Raw genomic sequence first — 21,865 nt, forward strand, 5'->3', positions numbered from 1 at the left:
TTCTTGGCAACAAAAATTTCCTTCTTAACCTAAAGGAAGGCACGATGTCCGAAAATATGATATATTTCATGCAAATAAGTTTTAATATTTGCAAGAACATTAATACTTCAAAGTAATGCAAATCAATGCAGGAGCAGGCTCCATCCACGCCCGCACCTTGAGTTGCCAATCTGACGATGCCCAAAGAGGCGGTATCGCCGGGTTTCGGCAGAAATCCTGTTCCGAAGGCTTGCGAGCATCCACCAAGCCCGGATATATACGAAGAGATCAGCCATGTTATCAAGAGTCACCCGACTCCCAGCGAGCGCCATGTTTATTGCCGCAGTACTGTGCAGCGGCGTTGCCCAGGCACAAAATACGCAACAGGCAGCGAATGCGAATGACAACAAATGCCAGACAAGTACATCTGGCGCAAATGGCAAGGCCAGCGATGCTGACCTTGACGGTACCTACAGTGCCTGCAGTCTCGCTAATGGCTTCATCGGCTTTGGCGCACGCACCAATGATGGCACGAACCAGACGCCTGAGTTTGGATTGGGAGAGTCCGATCAGGTATTGCGCCATCCCCAAGCGGGCGAAAGAGATCATCGCTTAGCAAATCTGCTGGCACAACAGGGCGACAATGGCACCCAAGGCAGCTTGCGTACAGGCCGTGCTAGTGGTGAATATCGTTTTGGTACGCGGGATTTTGTGTCGGTACAAGAAAGCCCTACCATCGACAATACTGGTGGGTACCGCGGCGCAACGCGTGGCATACGTGGCGCAAGCGACGAGTACGCTGCGCTCGTCACATCGTCAGGCTTCGAGACTGGCGCACCTGCCGGCGGTGGCGGCGTAGGCGGTGGCGGCGCGGGTGGAGGTATCGACAGCGGCAGTAATGGCAACAGCCTCATTCCCCCTGTTACCCCAGCTGTTCCAGAACCGGGAACTTGGGCCATGCTGATGGCTGGGTTGGCAGTACTGTCCTTTGCGGTACGCCGCAAGACATAATAAAAAAGGCTCGCAAGAGCCTTTTTATTTGTTTGATAGCCTATCGGCGCCGGAACGCGGCGTACGGCGCCGCCAGCGGATCGCCAATGAACAAACCTTGCGCTGGCCACGCCACACTTCCCCAATACGCTTCAAGCGCCGTCATGCCAGACAGGTAGCGGCGTAGCAGCACTGTCGAATTGGGAAATTTTTGCCAGTGATTACAGGGCTCGCTGACGGTGCCGTAGCTGGCCGTGGCCCCTGCCTCCAGCCAGCGCTGGCTGCTCATCTGCGCCGTGCCCTGCAAGTCGCCGCCGAATGACGTCAGGTGGTCCGCCAGGGCGCCAGGCAGAAAGCGCAAGGTGTCGAGCTTGGCCACCTTGGCCATGCCGGTCTGGTACACCATGATGTCCTGCGCGCCATCGAGTACATCGGCCTTCAGGTTCTTGACCGTCAGCTTGCGCTGGCGCACGATTCCGGCAGGCGGGAAAAAAGCGGCACGGCTATTGCGCGCATTTTCGCTGGTGGTCAGATAATACGCACTGGCGGCGGGCACGGAAAAACCACTGACTGTCCCGCGATCCACCACGGCCTTGGCCTCTTCCACAAAATCGATGGGCAGCAGCATGGACAGGCGCATGCCCATCTGCGTAAATGGTTGCGGCACATTGCTGTTGAAGTAGCTACTGGGCTTGCCGGCGTCACACGTCTTTGCGCATTGCCCCGCATCGTAGCCCAGGGTATAGGCGGAAGTGATGGAATTGCATTCGACCGCGTACGGCGCGCTCCACACCATCAGCACGGCCTGGATATGGGGCTTCAATTGCGCGTCGATGCGCTCCTTCAACTGCGCGAACTGATCCATGCTGAGCTTGCGCGGGCGATTCGGAATATTCACGTGCACAACGTTCGCAGGAGGGATGCCATGCGCCTGGCGGTAATATTCACCCACCGTGATGCTGTTCGGCTCGGCATCATTGATCACGACAGCCAATTGCAGCGCATTCAATCCTGGCGGCATGGATGGCGCATCGGCATGGGCGATGCCAGCGGTCAGCGCCAGCGAAAGGAAGAGAGAGTTATGCAAGGTCAATATCGCCGTTGAGGAAGATCGAAGCAGGCATGCCGCAGCAGCCCACTGTGCGTGACGATTATAGCCCCACGTCGGCAAGGGTCAAAAAAAAACGGAGGCCGCAGCCTCCGTTTCATGCCCAGATTTTTTATCTTCAGGCTTGCAGCTTGCGGCGGCGCGCCGCGAAGCCTACCAGCCCCAGGCCGGCCAGCAGCATGCCGTAGGTTTCCGGTTCCGGTACAGGCGTGACGGCCAGAATGCCGCTATAGCTGCCGCCAGTTGGCGAGGCAACATAACCGTCAATTTGCAGGAAGTAATTACCAGTAGCCAAAGGCGTGGAGCCGGACTGCAGCGACCATGCCTGGTCTTGCGCCGTGAAGTTGATCAGGTCAAGCGCGCCATGAAACAGAATGCCGCTGGCATTGCCCAGGCTGAAGCCGGTCAGGGTCAGGCCGGAGTTGGCGCTCGGCTTGAGCGACGTCGCCAGTGCGCTCAGGTCGTTAAAGCCGGTCACACTGAACGTGAATTTGTCGCTGAAAAAGTTATTGCCCGCGCCGGCCAACTGGCCTGGGACCAGCGAAAACGAGCCCAGCAACTCGCTGCTGGAATAATCGAGCAAATCTTGCGTCAGATCCACCGTCGCGTGGCTGATGTCAACCGGCGCCGCATGGGCTGCCAGGCTGCTGCCGGCAAACATGGCGGCCACGAACAGGGATTTCAGGAATTTTTTCATACTTTTCACCAAGATGACTGCAACTGGCTCATGCCAGTTGCGGGATGGAAACGCAAACGAGGATACCAATCAGCCAGAAGCCAGGCGATACTCAAACCCCATTCTGGCGACGGCGTGCCATGAAGCCCAGCAGACCCAAGCCCGCCAGCAACATCGCATACGTACCTGGCTCAGGCACGGCCGATACCAGACTGCCATTCGCACTGAAAGCCGCGCCCGTGTTCGAGACCACGTTGCCGCTGACTTTCAGGTAATAGGAACCGGCAGACAGGTTGGCATACGACAAGCTCCACTTGTCATCAATGCCGCTCAATAACTGATTACCACCCAGCAGCAAAGTATTGCCGACGCTGCTGTACAAGCCGAAACCCGTCAGGTTCAGGCCATTCGTCGCACTGCTGCTGCGCGAGTTCAGTACCACGCTCAGGTCGCTGGCCTGTGCCACATTGAACGTGAACAGGTCATTGAAAAAATTGCTCTTTTGATTGTTTTTGAACTTGTCGCCGAACGTCAGCGAACCGCCCGCTGCCAGATTGACGGCGCCAGGCGTGGAGCTGATGTCGACGGGCGCGGCAAAGGCTGCCTGCGCGAATAAAGCTGAGCTGGCAAAGGCCAGCGCGGCCAGCACCGAATACGTATTTTTCTTCATGCGATTCCACTGAGCGTGAATGCGGACGCGTCAGCGCGTCCGCATGAGTTATCTGATCAAACCAGGCAGAATCATAGCATAAAGCAATTTTTTGTGTTAACTATTGTTCAATGAAAAGTTACTTTATAGCATCATTCTTAAAGACAATAGTTTCACGGTGCGCATATCGTAAAAACCGCACATCACGCGCGCCGGTACACATCCTCCAGCCGCACGATATCGTCTTCGCCCAGATAGCTGCCCGACTGCACTTCGATCAGGTGCAAGGCCAGTTTGCCCGGGTTTTCCAGCCGGTGCGTCATGCCGATGGGGATGTAGGTCGATTCGTTTTCCGTCAGCAAGGTCACCTTCTCGCCGCACGTCACTTGCGCCGTGCCGCTGACCACCACCCAGTGTTCGGCGCGGTGATGGTGCATCTGCAGGGACAGCTTGCCGCCAGGATTGACCGTGATGCGCTTGACCTGGAAGCGCTCGCCGATGTCGATACCTTCGTAGCTTCCCCATGGGCGGTACACCTTGCGGTGCTGCACGTGCTCGCTGCGTCCCGCCTGCTTCAAGTGATCGACCACCTGCTTGACGCGCTGCACCTGGTCCTTGTGCGCTACCAGGATGGCGTCATCCGTTTCCACGACGATCAAGTCTTGCACGCCCAGTACGGCCACCATGCGGCGCTCGGCGCGCACCAGGCAATTGCTCACGCCGTCGAGATACACGTCGCCGCGCACCACGTTGCCGTTGGCGTCACCCTGCTGCACTTCCCACAGGGCCGACCAGGAACCGACATCGCTCCAGCCGATGGCGGCCGGCAGCACTACCGCATGCGCCGTATGCTCCATGACGGCATAGTCGATCGAATCGGACGGGCAGGCGGCGAACGCCTTCTCTTCCAGGCGACAAAAATCGAGGTCGCGGTAGCCGTCGCGCACGGCCGTCTCGCAGGCGGCCAGCATGGCTGGCTGGAATTGCCCCAGCTCGCCCAGATAGCGTTCGGCGCGGAACATGAACATGCCGCTGTTCCATAAATAATTGCCGGCAGCCAGGAACGACTGCGCCGTGGCCAGGTCCGGCTTTTCCACGAAACGTTCGACCTTGCAACCCACTGCGCCTGGGATCACGGGCGCACCGCTGCGGATGTAGCCATAGCCCGTCTCCGGCGCCGTCGGCACGATGCCAAAGGTGGCCAGCGCGCCATCGGCCGCCAGCAGCGCCGCCTCAGCGATGGACTGGTGAAACGCGGCAAGGTCGGTAATGACATGGTCGGCAGGCAAGACCAGCATCAGCGCCTGCGGGTCGATGGCCAGCAGGTATTGCGCGGCCACGGCCACGGCCGGCGCCGTGTTGCGCCCGACAGGTTCCAGCAAAATACCCAGCGGCGGCAAGCCGATCTCGCGCAGTTGCTCGGCCACCATGAAGCGATGCTCATTGCCGCACACCACCAGCGGCGGCATGACCTCGAAATTGGCGAGTCCGCTATCGCCGACACGGCGGTTCGGCAGGCTCTGCACGCGTAGCGCCGTTTCCTGCAGCATGGTCTTGTCCGTTACCAGCGGCAACAGTTGCTTGGGCAGCACGGCGCGCGACAGCGGCCACAGGCGAGTGCCCGAACCGCCGGACAGGATGACTGGGTAAATTTTCATGGTTTCACTTCGCAAACAGTTTATAGGGTAGCGTACCGGGCCGGCGGCATTTCCGCGCGGCGCTGGCTGCGACGGTCGCGCGCATTGCCCCAGGCATCGGTCGCGTAATCGGAGACATGGCGCATCTCGCCGGCACGGTCGACACTGTAATCCTTGAACACGATCATTTCATCGAGCACCACGTCCGGCAGCACGCGCGTGTATTCGAACAGCACGCTGCGCACCACTTCCGCGCCGCTACACACATGGCTGCCGTGGCCGATCCAGGTGGGGCCGATGATGGTCGCACCCGCTTCGATACGACAGCCTGAGCCGATGTAGACAGGGCCTTCAATACGCGTGCCGTCGCTCCAGTCGATGCTGGTATTCAGGCCGGCCCATACGCCATCGGCAATCTGGGTGCCCGGTACCTGCAACTGGGCAACCTCTCCCATCAGCACGCTTTGCAGCACTTCCCAGTAATCCTTGACACTGCCGATGTCGATCCAGTTGTACTGACGCTTCTGCGCATAGAAGGGCAAGCCCTTCTCGACCAGCAGAGGAAACAGTTCCGAACCGATATCGAAAGAACAGTCGTTGGGAATCAGGTCCAGCACTTCCGGCTCGAAAATATAGATGCCGGTGCTGACGCAATTGGACAACGCATCGGCCTGCGCCGGTTTTTCCTGGAAGGCACGGATGCGCCCATCGTCGTCGCTGACCACCACGCCATAGCTCGATACCTTGTCCCAAGGCACTTCCAGGGTGATGACGGACGCCAGCGCGCCCTTGCTGCGGTGTTCGCGCAGCGCCGCTTCCAGGTCCAGATCGATCAGGGCATCGCCGCACAGCACGATCGTGGTGTCATCAAAAAAGCCGCCAAACTCCTGGATCTTCTTCATGCCGCCGGCCGAACCCAGTGGTTGCGGCACGACCTCGCCCGCATCATTCGTATAGCCTTCGAAGGAATATCCGATCTGTACGCCGAACTGGTGGCCCTCGCCAAAATATTCCTCGATCTTTTCATGCAGGTAGCTGACGTTGACCATGATATCGGTCACGCCATGCTGCGCCAGGTGTTCCACCAGGTAAGCCATCACTGGCTTGCCCAGGATGGGGATCATCGGCTTGGGCAAATCATAGGTCAGGGGCCGCACACGCGTGCCCTTGCCTGCTGCCAGTATCATTGCTTTCATCGTCGAACATGCTCCATCAGGGTTGGGCGCACGTCAGCGGCCGTCCTTGCTCAAAGTCACGGACGTGGCGGGCACGGTGGAGGGAAACAGGCGCGCATACGCGGCCAGCAGCTTCGGCGCTTCATACTCCCACTCCAGCTCGTTGATCACGCGATGGCGGCCAAACGCGCCCATCTGCTCGCGGCGGGCCGGGTCGTCGAGCAATTCGACGATCTTGCGCGCCATGTCGATGGGGTCGTTCTTCAAGGCATACAGCGACGCCTGCTGCGCGGAAACCTTGCCCTCGACCAGGTCGAATTGCACGATCGGCTTGCCCAGCGCCATGTATTCCATGATCTTGTTCATGGTCGACTTGTCGTTCATGTCGTTGGCCACGTCCGGGTTCACGCACACGTCCGACGTGTTGAGCATTTCCAGCAATTGCTGGTCCGGCACGCGCCCCGTGAAGGTCACGTAGTCGGCGATGCCCATGTCCTGCGCCATCTGCTTCATCTGTTCCAGCGAGGTACCGCCGCCCACCAGACCGAACTGCACATCCTCGCGCTTCAGGGTCTGCACGATGTATTGCGCGGCCTGCAACAGCAGATCAATGCCTTCCTGCGCGCCCATCACGCCCACATAGCCGACCAGGTAGGCGCGGCCCTTCTTGAGTTCCGGCACGGGCGGCAGCATGCGCAAGCGGTCCAGCTTGGGTCCGCTGCGCACCACGTAGACATCCTCGGGCTTCATGCCGCCCCGCTCGATGGCGATCTTCTTGTACGACTCGTTGGTGGCGATCGACACGTCGGCGCTCTGGAACGACCAGCGCTCGAACAGCACCATCAGCTTGTAAAAGAAATCGCGCCGACCGAACTTGGCTTCGTACAGCTCCGGATTGATGTCGTGATGGTCAAACAGGAAACGCTTGCCCATCGTCAACTTGAAGAAGCCGCCGATGAGGAACAGCAGGTCGGGCGGATTGCAGGCGTGAATCACGTCGAAGCCGCGCGCGAAATGCACTTTCCACGCCAGGCGGAAAGTGTGGAACAGCGCCAGCGAATATTCCACGAGGTAACCCTTCGCCCCTTCCGCCTCCAGCGGCAGGTGATAGCGGTAGATATGAATGCCGTCGATGGCTTCATAGCGCGACTCGTAGCCCTTGCCCGTGGGGCAGATGATCGACACTTCGTAGCCATTCGCATGCAGGGTGGTCGCTTCCTGCCACACGCGCCGGTCGAACGGCGACGGCAGGTTTTCCACCAGGATCAGCACGCGCCGCGGCTGCCCTGCCACGGTCTTACCAGCAGATGCCGTCATATTGCTCTCCACTTTGTTCCTTGCTGATGCGCACCAGGTCGACGATGTGCTGGTGCGGCTGCAGGCTGTTTGGCACGGTCTTGAATTCGGCCGCGCCATTGCCGATGACGATGGTGTCGGCAAAATCGAGCACGTCCTGCATATTCGTCACCATCAACTTGGAAATGTGCGGGATGTGATTGAGGATGTAATCCTGGTTGGCGCCCGTCAGGGCGGCCAGGTTGACGTTCTTGTCGTAGAGCTTGAGCTCGTAACCCTTGCCCAGCAGGTATTCGATGACATCGACCAGCGGCGACTCGCGCAAGTCGTCCGTGCCGGCCTTGAACGAAAAGCCCAGGATGCCCACCTTGCGCGCGCCCTTGTCGACGATCATCTTGATGCCCTTTTCCACTTGCCGCTGATTCGATGGCAGGATGGAGTTGAGCAGAGGCAAATCGAGGTCCAGGCTGCGCGCCTTGTAGGTCAGCGCGCGCACGTCTTTCGGCAGGCACGAGCCGCCAAAGGCGAAGCCCGGCTTCATGTAGTACGGCGACAGGTTCAGCTTGGTGTCCTGGCAGAAGATTTCCATCACCTTGTGGCCATCGATGCCGACGGCCTTGCAGATGTTGCCGATCTCGTTGGCGAACGCCACCTTGACGGCGTGCCAGGTATTGTCCGTGTACTTGACCATCTCGGCCGTTTCGACGTCCGTGCGCACCAGCGGCGCATCCATCTTTTCATACAACTGCACCAGCAGCGCGCCCGCCTTTTCGTCCGATTCGCCGATCACCGTCTTTGGCGGATTGTAATAATCGTAGACGGCCGTGCCTTCGCGCAGGAATTCCGGGTTGTTGCACACGCCGAAATCGACGCCGGCCACCTTGCCCGACGCCGCTTCCAGGGTCGGAATGACGAGCGAACGCATAGAGCCGGGCAGCATGGTCGAGCGCGCCACGACGACGTGGAAACTGTCCTTTTCACGGATGGCCGCGCCGATTTCCTGGCACACCTTGCGCACGTGGCTCAGGTCCAGGTTGCCATTGAGCTGCGAGGGCGTGCCCACGCAGATTAGCGACATGTCCGAACCGAAGACGGCGTCGCGCACATCGAATGTGGCGCGCAAGTGGCCGCTTTTCACGGTGGCGGCGATCATCTCGCCGATGTCTTTCTCGATGATGGGCGTGGTGCCTTGGTTAATCAGGTCCACCTTGGTCTTGTTCGGATCGACGCCGATGACTTCGTGCCCATCCGTTGCCAGGCAACCTGCAGAGACCGCACCCACGTAGCCGAGGCCAAAAATACTGATTTTCAAAATATGCTCCCTTAATAATTAGCCGGCGACGCCTGCGGCATCAGCTCGATGTGCGTCACGATTTCAGTTGTTCCCTGCACCCTCATGCGCCAGGCGGCGCTGGCAATCGGTGATTTCTCGTCGAAGCGGCGCGATATCCAGCCGCCAGGCGGTGTATCGCTGCCGCGCAATACGTCCAGCGTTCCATGCGAACAGCGCATGCGCAATCCGGACCGCAATCCCTGTGCCTGCACTTGCCCCTCCTCGACGGTGACCACGCAGTGGTCGCCGAACTGCCAATGCACGGAAATATCATGTACATTTGTACATTGTAATATGTCTTTTACAACAATGCATTTATTATTAAAGTTGAACTCGATACGGCGCCGGTGCAGCACGGGATCGGCCAGGCGGCCGTAGCCATCGTGTTCGCCCTCAAAAACTTGCACTTCGGAATTCGTTTCATGAGCAATCATGCGCGCATTGGCTTTTTTCAGCCACATGAAATTGCCGCCGATTTCGGACTGGTCCAGGCCGTCGACGGCTACCGTGTTATGCGCGGGCGTGCTGCGGAAGTAATCGCGCCATTTTTTTTGTGTGTGATAGGCGTACGTGCCGGGATCCGTGAGCAACTCTTCCCCGCTCACGGAGAGGGTAAATGCGAGCGCATCGGCATGTCCATGCGCGGCAATGGACAGATAACCGAGCGGCGCGCAGTCAACCACCAGGCGCACCTCATCGGGCTTGCCAAAGTCGCTGCCAAGCAAGAAATAGCCGCCTTCGGGAAACGCCATTACGGGCGCTTCGGCCCCGCTGGCGTCGAGCGCCTGCCACTGTCGCAAACCCGCCACACCAAACAGCCAGCGGTTCTTGTCGTCAAAATCGCCAGCCTTGCGCTTGAAGTCGGCGCGGCCAAACAACACGGCACAACTGGCCAGCAGCGAACGGTAGGGATTCCAGCCCGCCTCATACGACAAACGTACCATTTGCGCATCGTCGGCATCGCCCGTCATAGGCACATTACCGCCGGCATCCATCATGGAACAGATGAAGTCTGCCAAACGTTCCAGGCGCTGCAGATAGGCGGCTGAAAACGTATCTTCGTGCACGCTGGCGGCGCGCTGGCACAGGATCAGCATATCCATTACCTCGTGCTGGTAATACACGGCCTGTTCCTTGTTCACACCATCGGCAAAGTTCTGCTTGAGCGCCTCTTCTTCCAGGCCGGCCTTGGCCACCCGATGCCAGCGTTTGCTTTCCGACCAGCAAGGCCAAGTCACGCTGGCGATATACAGCCCCATGTACTCGCCCAGCAAATGGTTGTTCGCAGAGGAATGGCGTGAGAAATAGCCGACAATGAAATGGCAATGCTGGTAAATGGCATCGAGCCAGCGGCGCTGGAAAGCTTGGCCCTCTGCATCTTGAAACAAGGGCGAGTCTGCGCCGCCAAGCAGCTGCCATGCAACGCTCCAGTTCAGCAGGCGCACCGCCAGTTCCAGCGAACTGGTCCAATGTACACCCAGCGGATAGGGGCACTGCGCCAGCCACGACTCAAGCAGTGCGCGCGCCGCCTGGGCATAGCGCACATCTCCGCTGGCGCGCGCTGCCAGGGCGAGGGTGGCCAGTTCTAGGTGACGGCTGGGCTCCCACAAGTATTTGATATCGCCCACTACTGCTTCGCTACGATAATCAATTGCCTTGCCGAGTATCATGGGGGCCAAGGTCGCCGTCTTCGGATCGCGGTTCCATTCCGGCGGAAACCCCAGTGCCGCGTCATGCAAGGCAAAAACACGCCAGCGTCCGGCAAGGATGCGCTCGGCGGCGGCCATCAGCGCAGTAGTGTCCGGCAGGTTGCCTTCCTCGATAAAATGTCGCACGGCGGCAGGGAAACGTGGGGCAGGCGCCTTTGACACCAGGCCCAGGCCATATTTAGCCGCTTTCTTTTGCGCGATTTGCTGGACACGCCAAATGATTTCAGCAGCCCCCATCAATCTGACACGGTTCAGTTTCCAGGCGAGCGTCGTCATGGCGCGGCACTCCCGGGCTGCGCACCAAGAGCGAGATACAGTGCTTCGATGTGCGGCACGATCGCGGCGGCGGAAAACTGGCGCTCGATCTTTGCGCGTCCAGCCAGGCCCATACTGTGCGCGAGTGGCGCGTTGGCAAGCAGCAGGCGTAAGCGCTGAGTCAGCAGAGCCACGTCGCCAGGCGGCACGAGGAAGCCTTCAACTCCTTCGCTGATGGCTTCGGGAATGCCGCCGACAGGCGTCGAAATGACGGGCAGTCCAGCGGCCATCGCTTCCAGCACGCTCATGGGTAAACCTTCGTTATAAGATGGCAGCACATAAATTCGCGCGTTGCGCAACGCCTGTTCTTTGTCAGCCCCGGTGACCCAGCCCAGCAGATGTACATGGCTGCCGATGCGCATTTGCGCCGCAGCGGCCACGACCTTGTCATGCTCTCCGTCACCGCCCAGCGCCAGTTGCATGGAGGGAAACTCATCGCACACGCCGCGTGTCGCCTCGAGCAGGTCGTAGGTGCCCTTCGGCTTGCCCAGCCGTCCCAGCATCAATACCGTGCTGCCCTGTGCCGCCTCGTCTCGCGTGTGCAACGGAGGCAACATCACGGGATTATAGATGGCGACGACATGCTCATTGCGACTGATGCTGTGCACCCACTCCTTCCACATTTCGGACAACACCACGACACGCGACGCACGGTCGAATACATGGCGGATAAGCGCTTTCCCCGCGCCGCCGCAACGCTCGTAAAACAGATGAAAGGCGCCGCTGTGGACATGTACGATGGTTGGCCGGCGGCAAAAGGTAGCGAGCAGGAAGAACGGCGTCTTGCGCCAGAAACTCGCGCGCGATGAGACATGCATATGCAGCAGGCCGACCCGGCCACTGCACAGCAGCACCAGAAAGCGCCCTAGGGCTGAGACAGCCATACGCAGTTTGGCAAAAGCGCTGCCATCGCAATGCGTGGCGATATACTCGACAGGATAGCGTTCGAACAAGCCTGCCGAACGGTACACATTGACCACTGCGGAGATCCCCCCCATGGTGTCGAAGGACGTGCCTATCATGATAATTTTTTTCATTCGCCTACCAGAAGAAACGGAGAAAATCGGAGGGCTTTCCAGCTATCGCGCTCATTCGTGCAACCTGCGCCGCAAACGCGCAAACGGCAGCTCTACCACGAGGTGCACGACGTAGGAAAACATGATCGTAAGCGTCAGACCGCACAGGCCGGCGGCAAGCGGGCGTTCACCAAAAATCATATGGCCGCAATACATCCAGAACAGGTGCGACAGATAGAACACATAGGAGATCACGCCCAGGAGGCGCACGGGGCGCCAGTTCAGCACGCGAAACACCGGCCAGCCCGGATATTTGACGGCCAGCCAGAAGACGGGGAACAGGGCCAGGCCCTGCACGGTATAGCGCGCCGTCTCGCGAAACGCCGCGTCGCGGTAGAGGAAAGCAAAGACCAGCACGCCCACGGCCCCCACCAGCAGCAATGCGTTGGCCCAGGCCGACTTGAAAAACACCTGGGCGTCTAACGCTGGATTGCGCCACACGCCCATGATGCAGCCAAACAACAGGCTATCCATGCGTGTATCACTGGCAAGGTAGGTGCGCGCCGGCTCCGCCTCGAGCAGGAAAACCAGCGCGCAACGCCAGGCGAGCACCAGTACGCAAAGCGCGAGAAAGATGCCCGCCACGCTATGCCGGCTCCAGCGCCGCATGCAAAAGACAAACAGCAGGGGGAAGAGCAGGTAAAAATGTTCCTCCACCGCCAGCGACCAAAAAATGCCAGTGAAAGGCACGACGCCAGGAGAGTCCGCGTAGAGTAGATAATAATTGGTAACCTGCAGAATTTGCGCCAACAGGCCGCCTGCCGTCACGGTATGTGCAATCACGCCGGTCAGGCACAGGATCAGGATGGCGAACAGCACCAGGTACATGGGTGGCAGGATGCGGTAGATGCGACGCAGATAAAAGTGGCGGAAATTGATGTCTCCTCGCTGCTCCAGCTCACGCCGCAACAAAGTAGTAATGAGATACCCGCTGAGGAAAAAAAACACGGTGACACCGAAGCCACCTGGCACCACATGTCCCAAGCCAGCATGGCTGGCAAATACCGCCAGCGCGGCAAAAGCCCGCAAACCGTCGAGCGACGGCAAATGAAATTCCTTGGTCGCGGCCATCAGATACCCGTGCTGGAATGGAAGGTGCGCCCGTGGATGGGTGCAGCGGCAACGGATTGCCAAGCTGAATTACGCATCGGGCGCACCTTTGGGAAGCTTGGAGCGTGCCGGCACACCCACCGCGATGGCGCCAGGGGCGACGTGATCCAACACCACGGCATTTGCGCCGATGCGCGCGCCGCGCCCGATCACGACGGGACCGAGTATGCAGGCACCGGCACCAATCTCGACATCGTCTTCGATGACGGGGACTGCAAAGTGCCCGGCTCGCCCGCCTATCGTGACATTTTGCGCTATCTTGACGCGGTCGCCAATACGCGCGCGCGCATGCACCACAATACCCAGGCCGCTATAGGCGAAACGCACGTCCCTCCCCACCACGGCACCGGGCGGCAATACCACGGCAAACAACAGGCGGTTGAGTACATACAGACAACGCGGGATCAGGGGAAGGCCAAGGTGATGCAGCCAAGCGGCGATGCGGAATACTTTAATCATGCTTTCGCCTGTCAATTCAAGGCCGCCGTGCGCGGGAACGCCCACATGGCACGACGGTGTCATGCGCATTCTCTTTCGCATAACTGAGTGTCAATAAAACAATATTGATGCATATTATACACAACATCCAGGAAAACATTTCTAGTACACTTGAATTCTTTGTATCGTTGCACAGTGCGCAAGCTTACGTGTGTTCGTCATCGCGTGCAAAACCATTTTGCAGTAGCAACATTCAGCGTATCGACGTGCGCTACTTAATGAAAGTAAAAAATTGACTCCTTCGCAGACGCTGCATATTTTACAACTGGTCCCGGAACCGTTGCCCTCATACCGTGCCGACGTTTCCACGCTGTTCGGCAAATATCTGCCACGTCATCAGGTGTATTGCGATATCGTCGGCAAGCCAGGCGACGGCAGCGGTACGCCGGACGGTTTCGTCTCGCGCAGCACGCCGGCGAGACATGCGCGCCGCTGGCGCCAGGAGTTGGCGTTCCTGGCCTTGTGCCTGAGCAAAGTATGGCGCGCCGCGTCCGCGCGATGCGATGTCATCCAGGTCAGGGACATGGTGTCCATCGGTTTACTCAGCATGCTCATTGCCCGCGTTAAGGGTATTCCCTTCACGTACTGGGTATCGTTTCTCATGTGCGATGGACGTATCGAGCGTTCGCGCGCCGAATTGGCGCGACGGCCGGGAAGCCTGCATTACCGGCTAGCCTTGTGGAAGGGTTTAGTTGAAAAAGTGCTTTTTTACAAGATTGTTCTGGCACATGCCGACCATGTCTTTGTGCAAAGCGAGGCCATGAAACAGCTAATGATCGCGCGCGGCATCGAGGCTGGCAAACTGACGGCCGTGCCAATGGGCGTGGACACGGAAACGCTGCGCGCGCACGCCATTACCCCGCGCCGCCTTGCGCAATGGGAAGCGCTTCCGGTAATCGCCTATCTTGGCACGCTGGACCGTTCGCGCCGCATCGAAGAACTGCTCGATGCGCTAGTGATCGTACGGCAGCGCCATCCGGCGGCACGCCTGCTGCTGATCGGCAGTTCGCCGACGCCATCCGACATTGAACTGTTGCGCATCCATGCACGCAACTTGAAACTGGAAGACGCCATACACATGACGGGCTGGCTCGACAGCACTGGCGCCCTGCCCTTGCTGCTGGGCGCTGATGTCGCCGTATCGTATATCCCACGCGGCGCTCTGTTCGATGTCAGCTCGCCCACCAAGCTGCTGGAATACCTGGCCCTGGGTATGCCTGCCGTCGGCAATGACAGCCCCGACCAGGCCCAGGTGCTGAACGACAGCGGCGCCGGCTGGCTGAGCGCCAGTACGCCGGAAGCACTGGCCGCGGCACTGGCCGACGTTCTCGATGACAGCAGCGCGGCGCGGCAGAAGGCCGACGCAGGAATAGCCTACATCGAGCGGCAACGCAGCTATCGCGTGCTGTCCGCAGCACTGGCAACATGCTACCGCGGCCTGGCCAGGCGCTTGCGCGCAGCCCCCCCCAATCGCACCTAGTTCGGCACAATCATAGTCTGAGGCCCCACTTTCAAGGTCCGTCCTGTAGCTCCGCTGGTCAGCGATACGGCCGGATTCTTGCATCCCACGTCGATCAACACCAGGAACTCACCGCTGGTCGACTTGGCGGTGGAGACAAACACTGCCTGATCTTCCACGCGGCCAGGCATGAGTGGCACACCGGTACGCTTCTCGAAGCGTACGCCGTTGGTGATCAGAGGGCGAATGCATGCCGTGCGTCCCTTGTTGGTGATCGATACACTACCGTCGGCAGCCGTCACGATCGGCGCCATGGCGTGCATATTCCACTCCCACGTGCGTGCCGTGGCTGACTTCGCCTTGTCATAGACCACAACGGAATCTGTATCGCGCACGTACCACAGCTTGCGGATGGCCGAGGTCAGCTTTCCACCGTACGCCGCCGTGGCATCACCCTCGACGTAATCGAGGCCACGGGTGGTGGCGAAGGCGGTGATCTTGCCGTTATTGGTGATCATGGCGACATTGCCACCGTCAATGGTCTGTCCGATACCACCGTCAAAAGTCAGGCCGTTATGTGCCTTGGTCTGGCGGTACCAGGAACTCCACAGCGGGGAGCCATAGTAATCGTACCATCCGCCCTCCGCCAGGAGCGGCACACCCGCACTGGTTATAACAAAACTGTTCTGATCTCCGTGGCTATGGTTGTAGGAGCCATACGGACTCGACTTGAAGTACACGGAAGTGCGCGCGGGATCAGCCATGCTGCTATGCATGGCGCTCCAGCCGATACTGGGCAGCATGACCGCGCTGACTGTCGGCGCCTGCGGTGCCACTGTCGTCGCGGGCAATGGGTAATATGCCTTGAGCAAAGTCAGCGCATCGTCGGCGGCTGGCATGTTCTTCACATACCAGGCTGCCGCCGGTGTGGCAAAGTTTGATGCGTATGCCCGCATGATCTGTGCCGTTGGTGCCACTTCATGGCCGTCGCCGAAGACGTGCGTCTGCGCGCCAGGCGGGACGAAATACATGAAGAAGTTCAGGAAACCCTGCGACCAAGGTTTGGCATACAGGTTGACATTCATCGCCTGCGCTGTCGGTTGCCACACCTGCATGTACAAATCGACCGCAAACTCGCCATACGCCGTGCCATTGGCAAAACCGCCCTCCGGGCCGCTCCACACGCTCAGCGAACTGACGTATGAACGGAACGAGAAATCGAACCAGGCATCGGCGGCCGGTATGTCTCCCAGAGCGAGAATCGAAATCAGTGCCAGTCCTGCCGTATTACTGATCGCATGCGAGTCGTACGGATACTGGTCGTTGCGTCCATTGTCCTGAGACAAGTCGGCATAAATCTGGTTACCATACGCCGTCACCGACCGCAGCCATTTCGCACGACGCGTGTCGTCGAGATTGCTGCCCAAGGTATCAAAGGCGCGAATAAGCGAAGAGGCGATGGCGAAAGGCGCTTGATCCTGCTTGTTGTAATTCGTCGGCCCGATTGGATTGAAGCCGGCCAGTTCGTCACCACGCTTGAGCGCTTCGACCAGGAAACGTTCCTCGCCCGTCAAACGGTACAGCAAGACCGTCGATTCAAGTTGCCGGGTGCGCATATTGAGTTGCTTCCGGATATCGGCCACTTGCGCCGCCGCAGCGGCGGTAATCACCGTCGTCGTATCGAGTGGCCAGTTGGCGTCGCTGATGAGCGGGAGCGCGGTGATATTCCAGACAACTTCCTTAGTGAGCTGGGTAACGGCGGCCCCGCGCTGACCGCTCAGGGTGGTATCCCAGTTTTTCACCAGCGGCAGGCCCGTCTGCAAGCCGCGCGGACGCGTCTTCGTCAGCGCGCGCGCGCGCAAGTCAGCGTTCTCCGGCACTTCATATACAGCCGAAGCCGCATTGATGACAAACTTGCGCTCGGAAGACCACTCGGTAGTAGTCGATGGACGCACACGCCACGTGTACTCGCCCAACGGCAGCGCCTTCGAGGGCAGGTACCAACTGCGGGAACTGGTAAACGTACGCACGACAGTACCATTCAGTTTCAGCTCCAGCACATACGCGGCCGGGTTCTTCGGATGACGCGACCAGGAAAATGTAGGGGGATTCTGTGGCTGGATGAGATTATTCTCCGGCACCGTTTTTATCTCAAGGGGCGTGACCGCCTGTGCCCAATCCGCATGCACTTGACCGCAGGCTGGTATTAATCCTAACAATGCGCAGTGCAGTATGATTTTAGCGGGTTTCATTTCATAACCTCCGGAACAACAAAAATAGGATGGACCCGGTCCAAGCCTGTCGGCCGGACCACGTCTCAATAGCTTAATTACCTCGCCAGAGTAAGAAACGTTGATCCACGATTATGTTAATTTGAGATATAGCAATAGTGCTGACGGATTAGATGTTTTTATGCGTAACAACCATCCTAATGCAACTATGTACAAACAATAATGACAAGCCGGAGATACGTTTATTTCCTCTGAGACAGCTTACAAACTACCTCAAATATTCCCGTTCCACAAGTTCGAAAAGGCTGCCGATGCTGCCGCTTTAGCGGCATGCACAGGGCTGTGGCAAAAACGAAACAAAGCAGGAAGAGTGAGTATTAATGCGGGCTACACGCACATATGGCGAGCTTGGCAACGTTTCCGCGGCGAGTTCGGCATCTCAGTTTTCTTCGCTATCCGCGCGGCGCGCGGCATCCAGCATGTCGAGCACGGCGGCTGATTTGACGATATCGAATTTACGCGCAAAAAATTTTCCCGATGTGACCAGCGCCGGAAAATCGCTGGCATCAAAGACGGCAGGATCTTCACGCGCGGGATTCCAGTCTATGTAATGCAGGGACACTTTATTTTCGTTTTTCATGCCGCCAGGCACGCGCCTCAGCACATCCTCCTCGAAATTTTCCAGGGTGGCCGCCCATGGTGAATTAAGGACGATGGTCTGGAAAAAAATCTCGTCCGCGCAATTGACCGAGTGGAAGAATTTCAGATAGGCCTGATTGGCGGGATTGGCGACAAAGGCCAGCAGGTAGGCCACGACGGACTGCGACAAACACCATGAAGTGGAGCCGCGATACGGCTGCATGCCGGATATGAAGGTACGTGCGGGTAAGGCATTGCTGATGTCGCGCACCAGACGATTGGCCACGCGTTGCAGCCAACGGCCAGGCAGGCGGGCATAGATATCGTAATAGCAATAGCGGCGCACTTTGTCGACAAAATCGACACCATCCGCCAATGCATAAAAATTCATGTAGCTTTTGCCTCCACTGGCAGCCAAGTGAGCGCTGATTGCTCGCTGGCTACGCAGTGGATAATCCCGTCCGCTGAGGAAGACATAATAATCGTGGGGGCCATGTTGCGCGGCCAGCTGTAGCAAGCTCAACATAGCCGCGACCTGGGAATACCCGCCCCAGTTCACGTTCACCGGCGCCGCCACGAAATGCACAGGGTGCGCGGACACGGCAGCGCGAAATGGCGCGGCATCGGTCTTAGCATCGATATGTGCAAAAAGACGCGCATCCGCGCCAGCCAGCGCGCCAGCCAGGCGCGCAAACAAGGCCGGCTGATCGTGCGCCAGAATCAAATAAGCTATTTTCATTCATTCTCCAATTCAACAACAAGCTGCCGGGACAATATCGCCCCCGGGCTCACCTGGCCGAAATAAGCATGAACATACGCGCCAGGCGCGGCGACACGGTGGAGACGCTGTCGACTTCATCCCGATAAAACAAGGAAATCTTACGCAATACCAGATAATAAACTAACACGCTGCCGGCAACAGCCGCCAGCACACCCCATACCGGCCAGGCCGCCAGTAACCAGCAGGCCAGGCGCGCCGTCATGGCGGCCGCCCCTACCGGCACGGCCAGGCGCACGATGGCGCCCATGCCCAAGCCGCCGAGCAGGAGCGGTTCACGCTGAATCCAGCGCAGGGTAGCGAACACGAGCAGATAAGGAATGGCGCTGACCACGATCAGCAACGGAATATTGCGCAGCCAGGCGGCCAGGCCGATCGCTGCGTAGCAAACAATGGAAACCCATATCCAGATGCGATTATGTGGTCCGATACGGCCGATAGGGTTCAGCCCGATCCACAGCGCCTCGCCCAAGGTCATGGCGCCCAGTTGCAACAACAGCATGATGGCGATCCAGCTTTCCGAACCATAGCGTCCATGCGTCATCCAGTCGACCAGCGGCACGCCGCAACCAAGCAGGATCGCCATGCCAAGCCCAAGAATGACAAAGTTCAGCCTGATCAGCAGCGAAACCATTAGCCGGATACGCGCAAAATCGCCGCGCACGGCAAAATCGCTGGCCAGCGCCGGCTCAATCATCCCCTTCATCATGAAAATCGGCATGAACTGATATGCCCGGTCGGCGATCGTCTGAAAGAAACCGAAGGAAGCTGTCGCTACCGGCGTGGCAATGGCACCAACAATGAGTTTCAGCAAGCCACCACGGAATGGCAAGCTCAGCATATACGTCATTTGCGTGCCGAGACTGTCGCCGATCAGCATTTTCCAGGTAAAGCCAAAGACCAGTGGGCCCGCCGCTGGCGCCTTGCCGCGCAAGGCAAAAAACTCCCGCGCCAGCACCGCCAGCATGGTGGCGGCGAGCAGGCTTTCCGTGACGATCATGACGTCGGCCACCATAAAGGCATCGAGCGCACCGTGCCATGCCAGCCAGCCAATAATGACGGCAATACGCAGAAAAGTCATGCTGGTCTGCAAGATAGCCTGCCGCCCCTGCTGCCCCAGGCTATTGCAGAAGATGGCGAAGGTATCCGTAAACGCCGTGGCTACGGCGAACAGCGCGTATTGCACCGACATCAAGCGTACTTCCGCCAAGATGGGCGCAGGCAACACCAGTTGGCCGGCGCCCCAGAAGAGCAACAGCAACAGCAAGATCGCCAGCTGGCGTACGCCGATCAGGCCAGCCATCAGCAGCAGCATCTCGCGCCAGCGCATGGCCTCGCGCAGGGGAGGCATGAAGCGATAAACGACCCGGTCCATACCAAACATGGTAGCGAAGACCAGTAAGCCGTTGGCAGCCGTAAAGATCGTAAACGACACATAGTCTGCCACGCTGAGATTGCGTATCAGCACAAACTGGAACCACAAGGCGGCCAGTGCCACGCCTATCTTTGCTATCGCGAACCACTTTGCCTGCAATATCACCCGCGCAGCGTGATATGGACTCTCAGCCATGCGGCGCACTCACGGCCGCCACGTGCCGCGGCTTGTCCCATGCCCTACCGTGCGGGGTTGCTTGCACGCCGTGCACTTGCGGCGGCGCATCGGTCTGGGCGCCAAAACGCACGATCTGCAAGATGCACGACAGACAGAAAACGAACAATAGCTGGCTGCCCGGGTCGTCCATCAGGGTACGGTTATAAATCAGCAGGGAGGCGAACAGCACCAGCAAGCCGGTGGACGTTTCCACGATCGCCATCTGCAGCGGGCTGCCGCGCGCCTCCTTGACATAGCGCCATCCGGCGCGGATACCGAACAACATCATCGAGACATATGCCAGACACCCGACCAGCCCCAAGTCCCACAGCAAGACGGAAATGGCAATCGAATCGACGTGCAGTGGCGCAAAACGCTGATACAGCGGCCCAGCGCCAAGGCCAGGACCGGATTTGACCGCACCGGGGCCATAGCCGATCAGGCGAGTTGGTGTGGTAGCCAGATGATCCTGCGCCCAGATCGCAATCGAGGCGCCGCGCCCGACCTCACCCGTTTCATAGCTGACGCTGTTCGGATCGAAGAAGTAGCCGCCTCCGGCCTTCAGCTTACCGCTGAGCGTGTGCTGGCTATCGAGCTGCTTGCCCCAGTAAAGGGCGTTATAGGTCAAGTAAATCGTACCGCCCAGCACAACGGCAAGCAAGCCATACCAGATGAGGGTCAGTAAGTTCTTCATGATACGCTTGCGCAGCACAAAAAACAGCGCGATAGGCATCCAGATAAAAGCAGCCTTCACTTCGCCCAGCAAAATCACTGCCAGGCACACGGCACAAATGAGGCCGGCGCGCATGCCCGTCATCAGGCCCCGGTTCCACAGCGCCAGGCTATAGCTCATCACGGCAATGACAAACATGACCAGAAGCGCGCTATTACCGCCGCCCAGGGGATTGCCACCAAACGTGCCGACCACCGCGTCATGCGCGGCAAACGTGCGTCCGCTGGAAATAAAGAAATGCTGATATATCGTGACTGGCAACTGCACCATCGCCACGACAATAAGTATCCACCATAGACGGCTCAAGCGCTCTGGATGCCAGCGCCCCCAGGCGAAGGCCAGCAGCAGCCCGAACATGGGCCAGGAAGACTTTATGGCAACGATCAGCTGCGCCGTCGAGGGACGGTTCAGCACCGTGCTGGCGCAGAAACACATGGCATACACCAGAAGCGACACCATCACGCCCGTATCGGCTGTGCCCGTATCCGGCTTGACCTTGCCCGTCCGCGAGAACATCAGCTCCATCAAGGCACGCAACGCAAACAGTGCCGTCAGGCCGACCACGACCCAAGGCGCTTGCCGATTGCTAAGGAAATACACTGCCGACCCCTGTACAAGGAAAGTCAGCACAAACACCGCCAGCAGTAGCTGGTAGGCGTTCAGCATGAAAAAGACCAGGGCAACAAAAATGGCGCCACCGAACAGGGTGACGAGGACTGGCGAATCCAGGCCGATGATGGCGCCCATGAAAAGAGCCAGAATTACGATGACAAAAAATAGCAGAACTGGCGCACCGCGCGACGCGGACGAGCGCGCACGCTTGCGCGCCGCCGGTGCTGCGGCGCGCCGGATTCCAAACGCAAATTTCATGATGGTTTCCCTC

17 protein-coding genes are annotated in these 21,865 nt (G+C 58.9%); 2 read left to right on the forward strand and 15 right to left on the reverse strand.

All coding sequences use genetic code 11. The features are described 5' to 3' along the window. The first annotated feature begins 309 nt into the window (after positions 1–309). Positions 310–990, forward strand: a complete 681-nt coding sequence (locus GYK42_RS10955) for a PEP-CTERM sorting domain-containing protein (RefSeq protein ID WP_166447538.1) — start codon at positions 310–312, stop codon at positions 988–990. Between the two features lie 40 nt (positions 991–1,030). Here the strand turns inward: GYK42_RS10955 and GYK42_RS10960 are convergent, their stop codons facing one another. The 11 genes from GYK42_RS10960 to GYK42_RS11010 all read right to left on the reverse strand — a co-directional run bounded on the left by GYK42_RS10960 (position 1,031) and on the right by GYK42_RS11010 (position 13,512). Then, the gene (locus GYK42_RS10960; protein ID WP_166447539.1) at positions 1,031–2,062 is read right to left on the reverse strand and encodes a TIGR03790 family protein; all 1,032 of its coding nucleotides are present in this window, start codon (positions 2,060–2,062) and stop codon (positions 1,031–1,033) included. A gap of 133 nt (positions 2,063–2,195) precedes the next feature. Beyond that, positions 2,196–2,774: an FxDxF family PEP-CTERM protein gene (locus GYK42_RS10965; protein ID WP_166447540.1), complete on the reverse strand. Its 579-nt coding sequence runs from the start codon at positions 2,772–2,774 to the stop codon at positions 2,196–2,198. A gap of 91 nt (positions 2,775–2,865) precedes the next feature. After that, on the reverse strand, positions 2,866–3,423 hold the full coding sequence (locus tag GYK42_RS10970) for an FxDxF family PEP-CTERM protein (protein ID WP_166447541.1): 558 nt from the start codon (positions 3,421–3,423) through the stop codon (positions 2,866–2,868). Between the two features lie 182 nt (positions 3,424–3,605). Further along, a complete protein-coding gene (locus GYK42_RS10975) occupies positions 3,606–5,060 on the reverse strand; it encodes a mannose-1-phosphate guanylyltransferase/mannose-6-phosphate isomerase (protein WP_166447542.1) in 1,455 nt (484 codons plus the stop codon). 20 nt (positions 5,061–5,080) lie between these two features. Continuing rightward, positions 5,081–6,235, reverse strand: a complete 1,155-nt coding sequence (locus tag GYK42_RS10980) for a sugar phosphate nucleotidyltransferase (RefSeq protein ID WP_166447543.1) — start codon at positions 6,233–6,235, stop codon at positions 5,081–5,083. 33 nt (positions 6,236–6,268) lie between these two features. Beyond that, entirely contained in the window at positions 6,269–7,531 is a 1,263-nt protein-coding gene (locus GYK42_RS10985) for a glycosyltransferase family 4 protein (protein ID WP_166447544.1), read from the reverse strand. Beyond that, positions 7,512–8,822, reverse strand: coding sequence for a nucleotide sugar dehydrogenase (locus GYK42_RS10990; RefSeq protein ID WP_166447545.1), 1,311 nt, complete (start codon positions 8,820–8,822; stop codon positions 7,512–7,514). Before GYK42_RS10990 ends, GYK42_RS10985 begins: the two co-directional genes overlap by 20 nt. Before the next feature lie 11 nt (positions 8,823–8,833). Beyond that, complete coding sequence (locus GYK42_RS10995; protein ID WP_166447546.1) at positions 8,834–10,828, reverse strand: heparinase II/III family protein; 1,995 nt, start codon at positions 10,826–10,828, stop codon at positions 8,834–8,836. Beyond that, positions 10,825–11,904 carry a glycosyltransferase family 4 protein gene (locus GYK42_RS11000; RefSeq protein ID WP_166447547.1) on the reverse strand — a complete coding sequence of 360 codons (1,080 nt, stop codon included), beginning with the start codon at positions 11,902–11,904 and terminating at the stop codon, positions 10,825–10,827. Before GYK42_RS11000 ends, GYK42_RS10995 begins: the two co-directional genes overlap by 4 nt. Positions 11,905–11,955: 51 nt before the next feature. Further along, positions 11,956–13,014: an acyltransferase family protein gene (locus tag GYK42_RS11005; protein WP_166447548.1), complete on the reverse strand. Its 1,059-nt coding sequence runs from the start codon at positions 13,012–13,014 to the stop codon at positions 11,956–11,958. Positions 13,015–13,083: 69 nt separating this feature from the next. Further along, positions 13,084–13,512, reverse strand: a complete 429-nt coding sequence (locus GYK42_RS11010) for a serine O-acetyltransferase (RefSeq protein WP_166447549.1) — start codon at positions 13,510–13,512, stop codon at positions 13,084–13,086. Positions 13,513–13,891: 379 nt separating this feature from the next. On the opposite strand from GYK42_RS11010, the gene GYK42_RS11015 reads away from it, so the two are divergent. Then, positions 13,892–15,031: a glycosyltransferase gene (locus GYK42_RS11015; protein WP_346768085.1), complete on the forward strand. Its 1,140-nt coding sequence runs from the start codon at positions 13,892–13,894 to the stop codon at positions 15,029–15,031. On the opposite strand, the gene GYK42_RS11020 is transcribed toward GYK42_RS11015, so the two are convergent. From GYK42_RS11020 to GYK42_RS11035, 4 genes are all read right to left on the reverse strand, one after another. Beyond that, the gene (locus GYK42_RS11020; RefSeq protein ID WP_166447551.1) at positions 15,028–17,262 is read right to left on the reverse strand and encodes a heparinase II/III domain-containing protein; all 2,235 of its coding nucleotides are present in this window, start codon (positions 17,260–17,262) and stop codon (positions 15,028–15,030) included. The genes GYK42_RS11015 and GYK42_RS11020 overlap by 4 nt on opposite strands. A gap of 418 nt (positions 17,263–17,680) precedes the next feature. After that, positions 17,681–18,619 carry a beta-1,6-N-acetylglucosaminyltransferase gene (locus GYK42_RS11025; RefSeq protein WP_166447552.1) on the reverse strand — a complete coding sequence of 313 codons (939 nt, stop codon included), beginning with the start codon at positions 18,617–18,619 and terminating at the stop codon, positions 17,681–17,683. A 49-nt stretch (positions 18,620–18,668) separates the two neighbouring features. Next, entirely contained in the window at positions 18,669–20,228 is a 1,560-nt protein-coding gene (locus tag GYK42_RS11030) for a hypothetical protein (protein WP_166447553.1), read from the reverse strand. Next, on the reverse strand, positions 20,221–21,852 hold the full coding sequence (locus GYK42_RS11035; protein WP_166447554.1) for a hypothetical protein: 1,632 nt from the start codon (positions 21,850–21,852) through the stop codon (positions 20,221–20,223). Before GYK42_RS11035 ends, GYK42_RS11030 begins: the two co-directional genes overlap by 8 nt. Positions 21,853–21,865: the final 13 nt, after the last annotated feature.

This window comes from Janthinobacterium lividum (genome assembly GCF_011601275.1).
Classification (GTDB): domain Bacteria; phylum Pseudomonadota; class Gammaproteobacteria; order Burkholderiales; family Burkholderiaceae_D; genus Janthinobacterium; species Janthinobacterium lividum_E.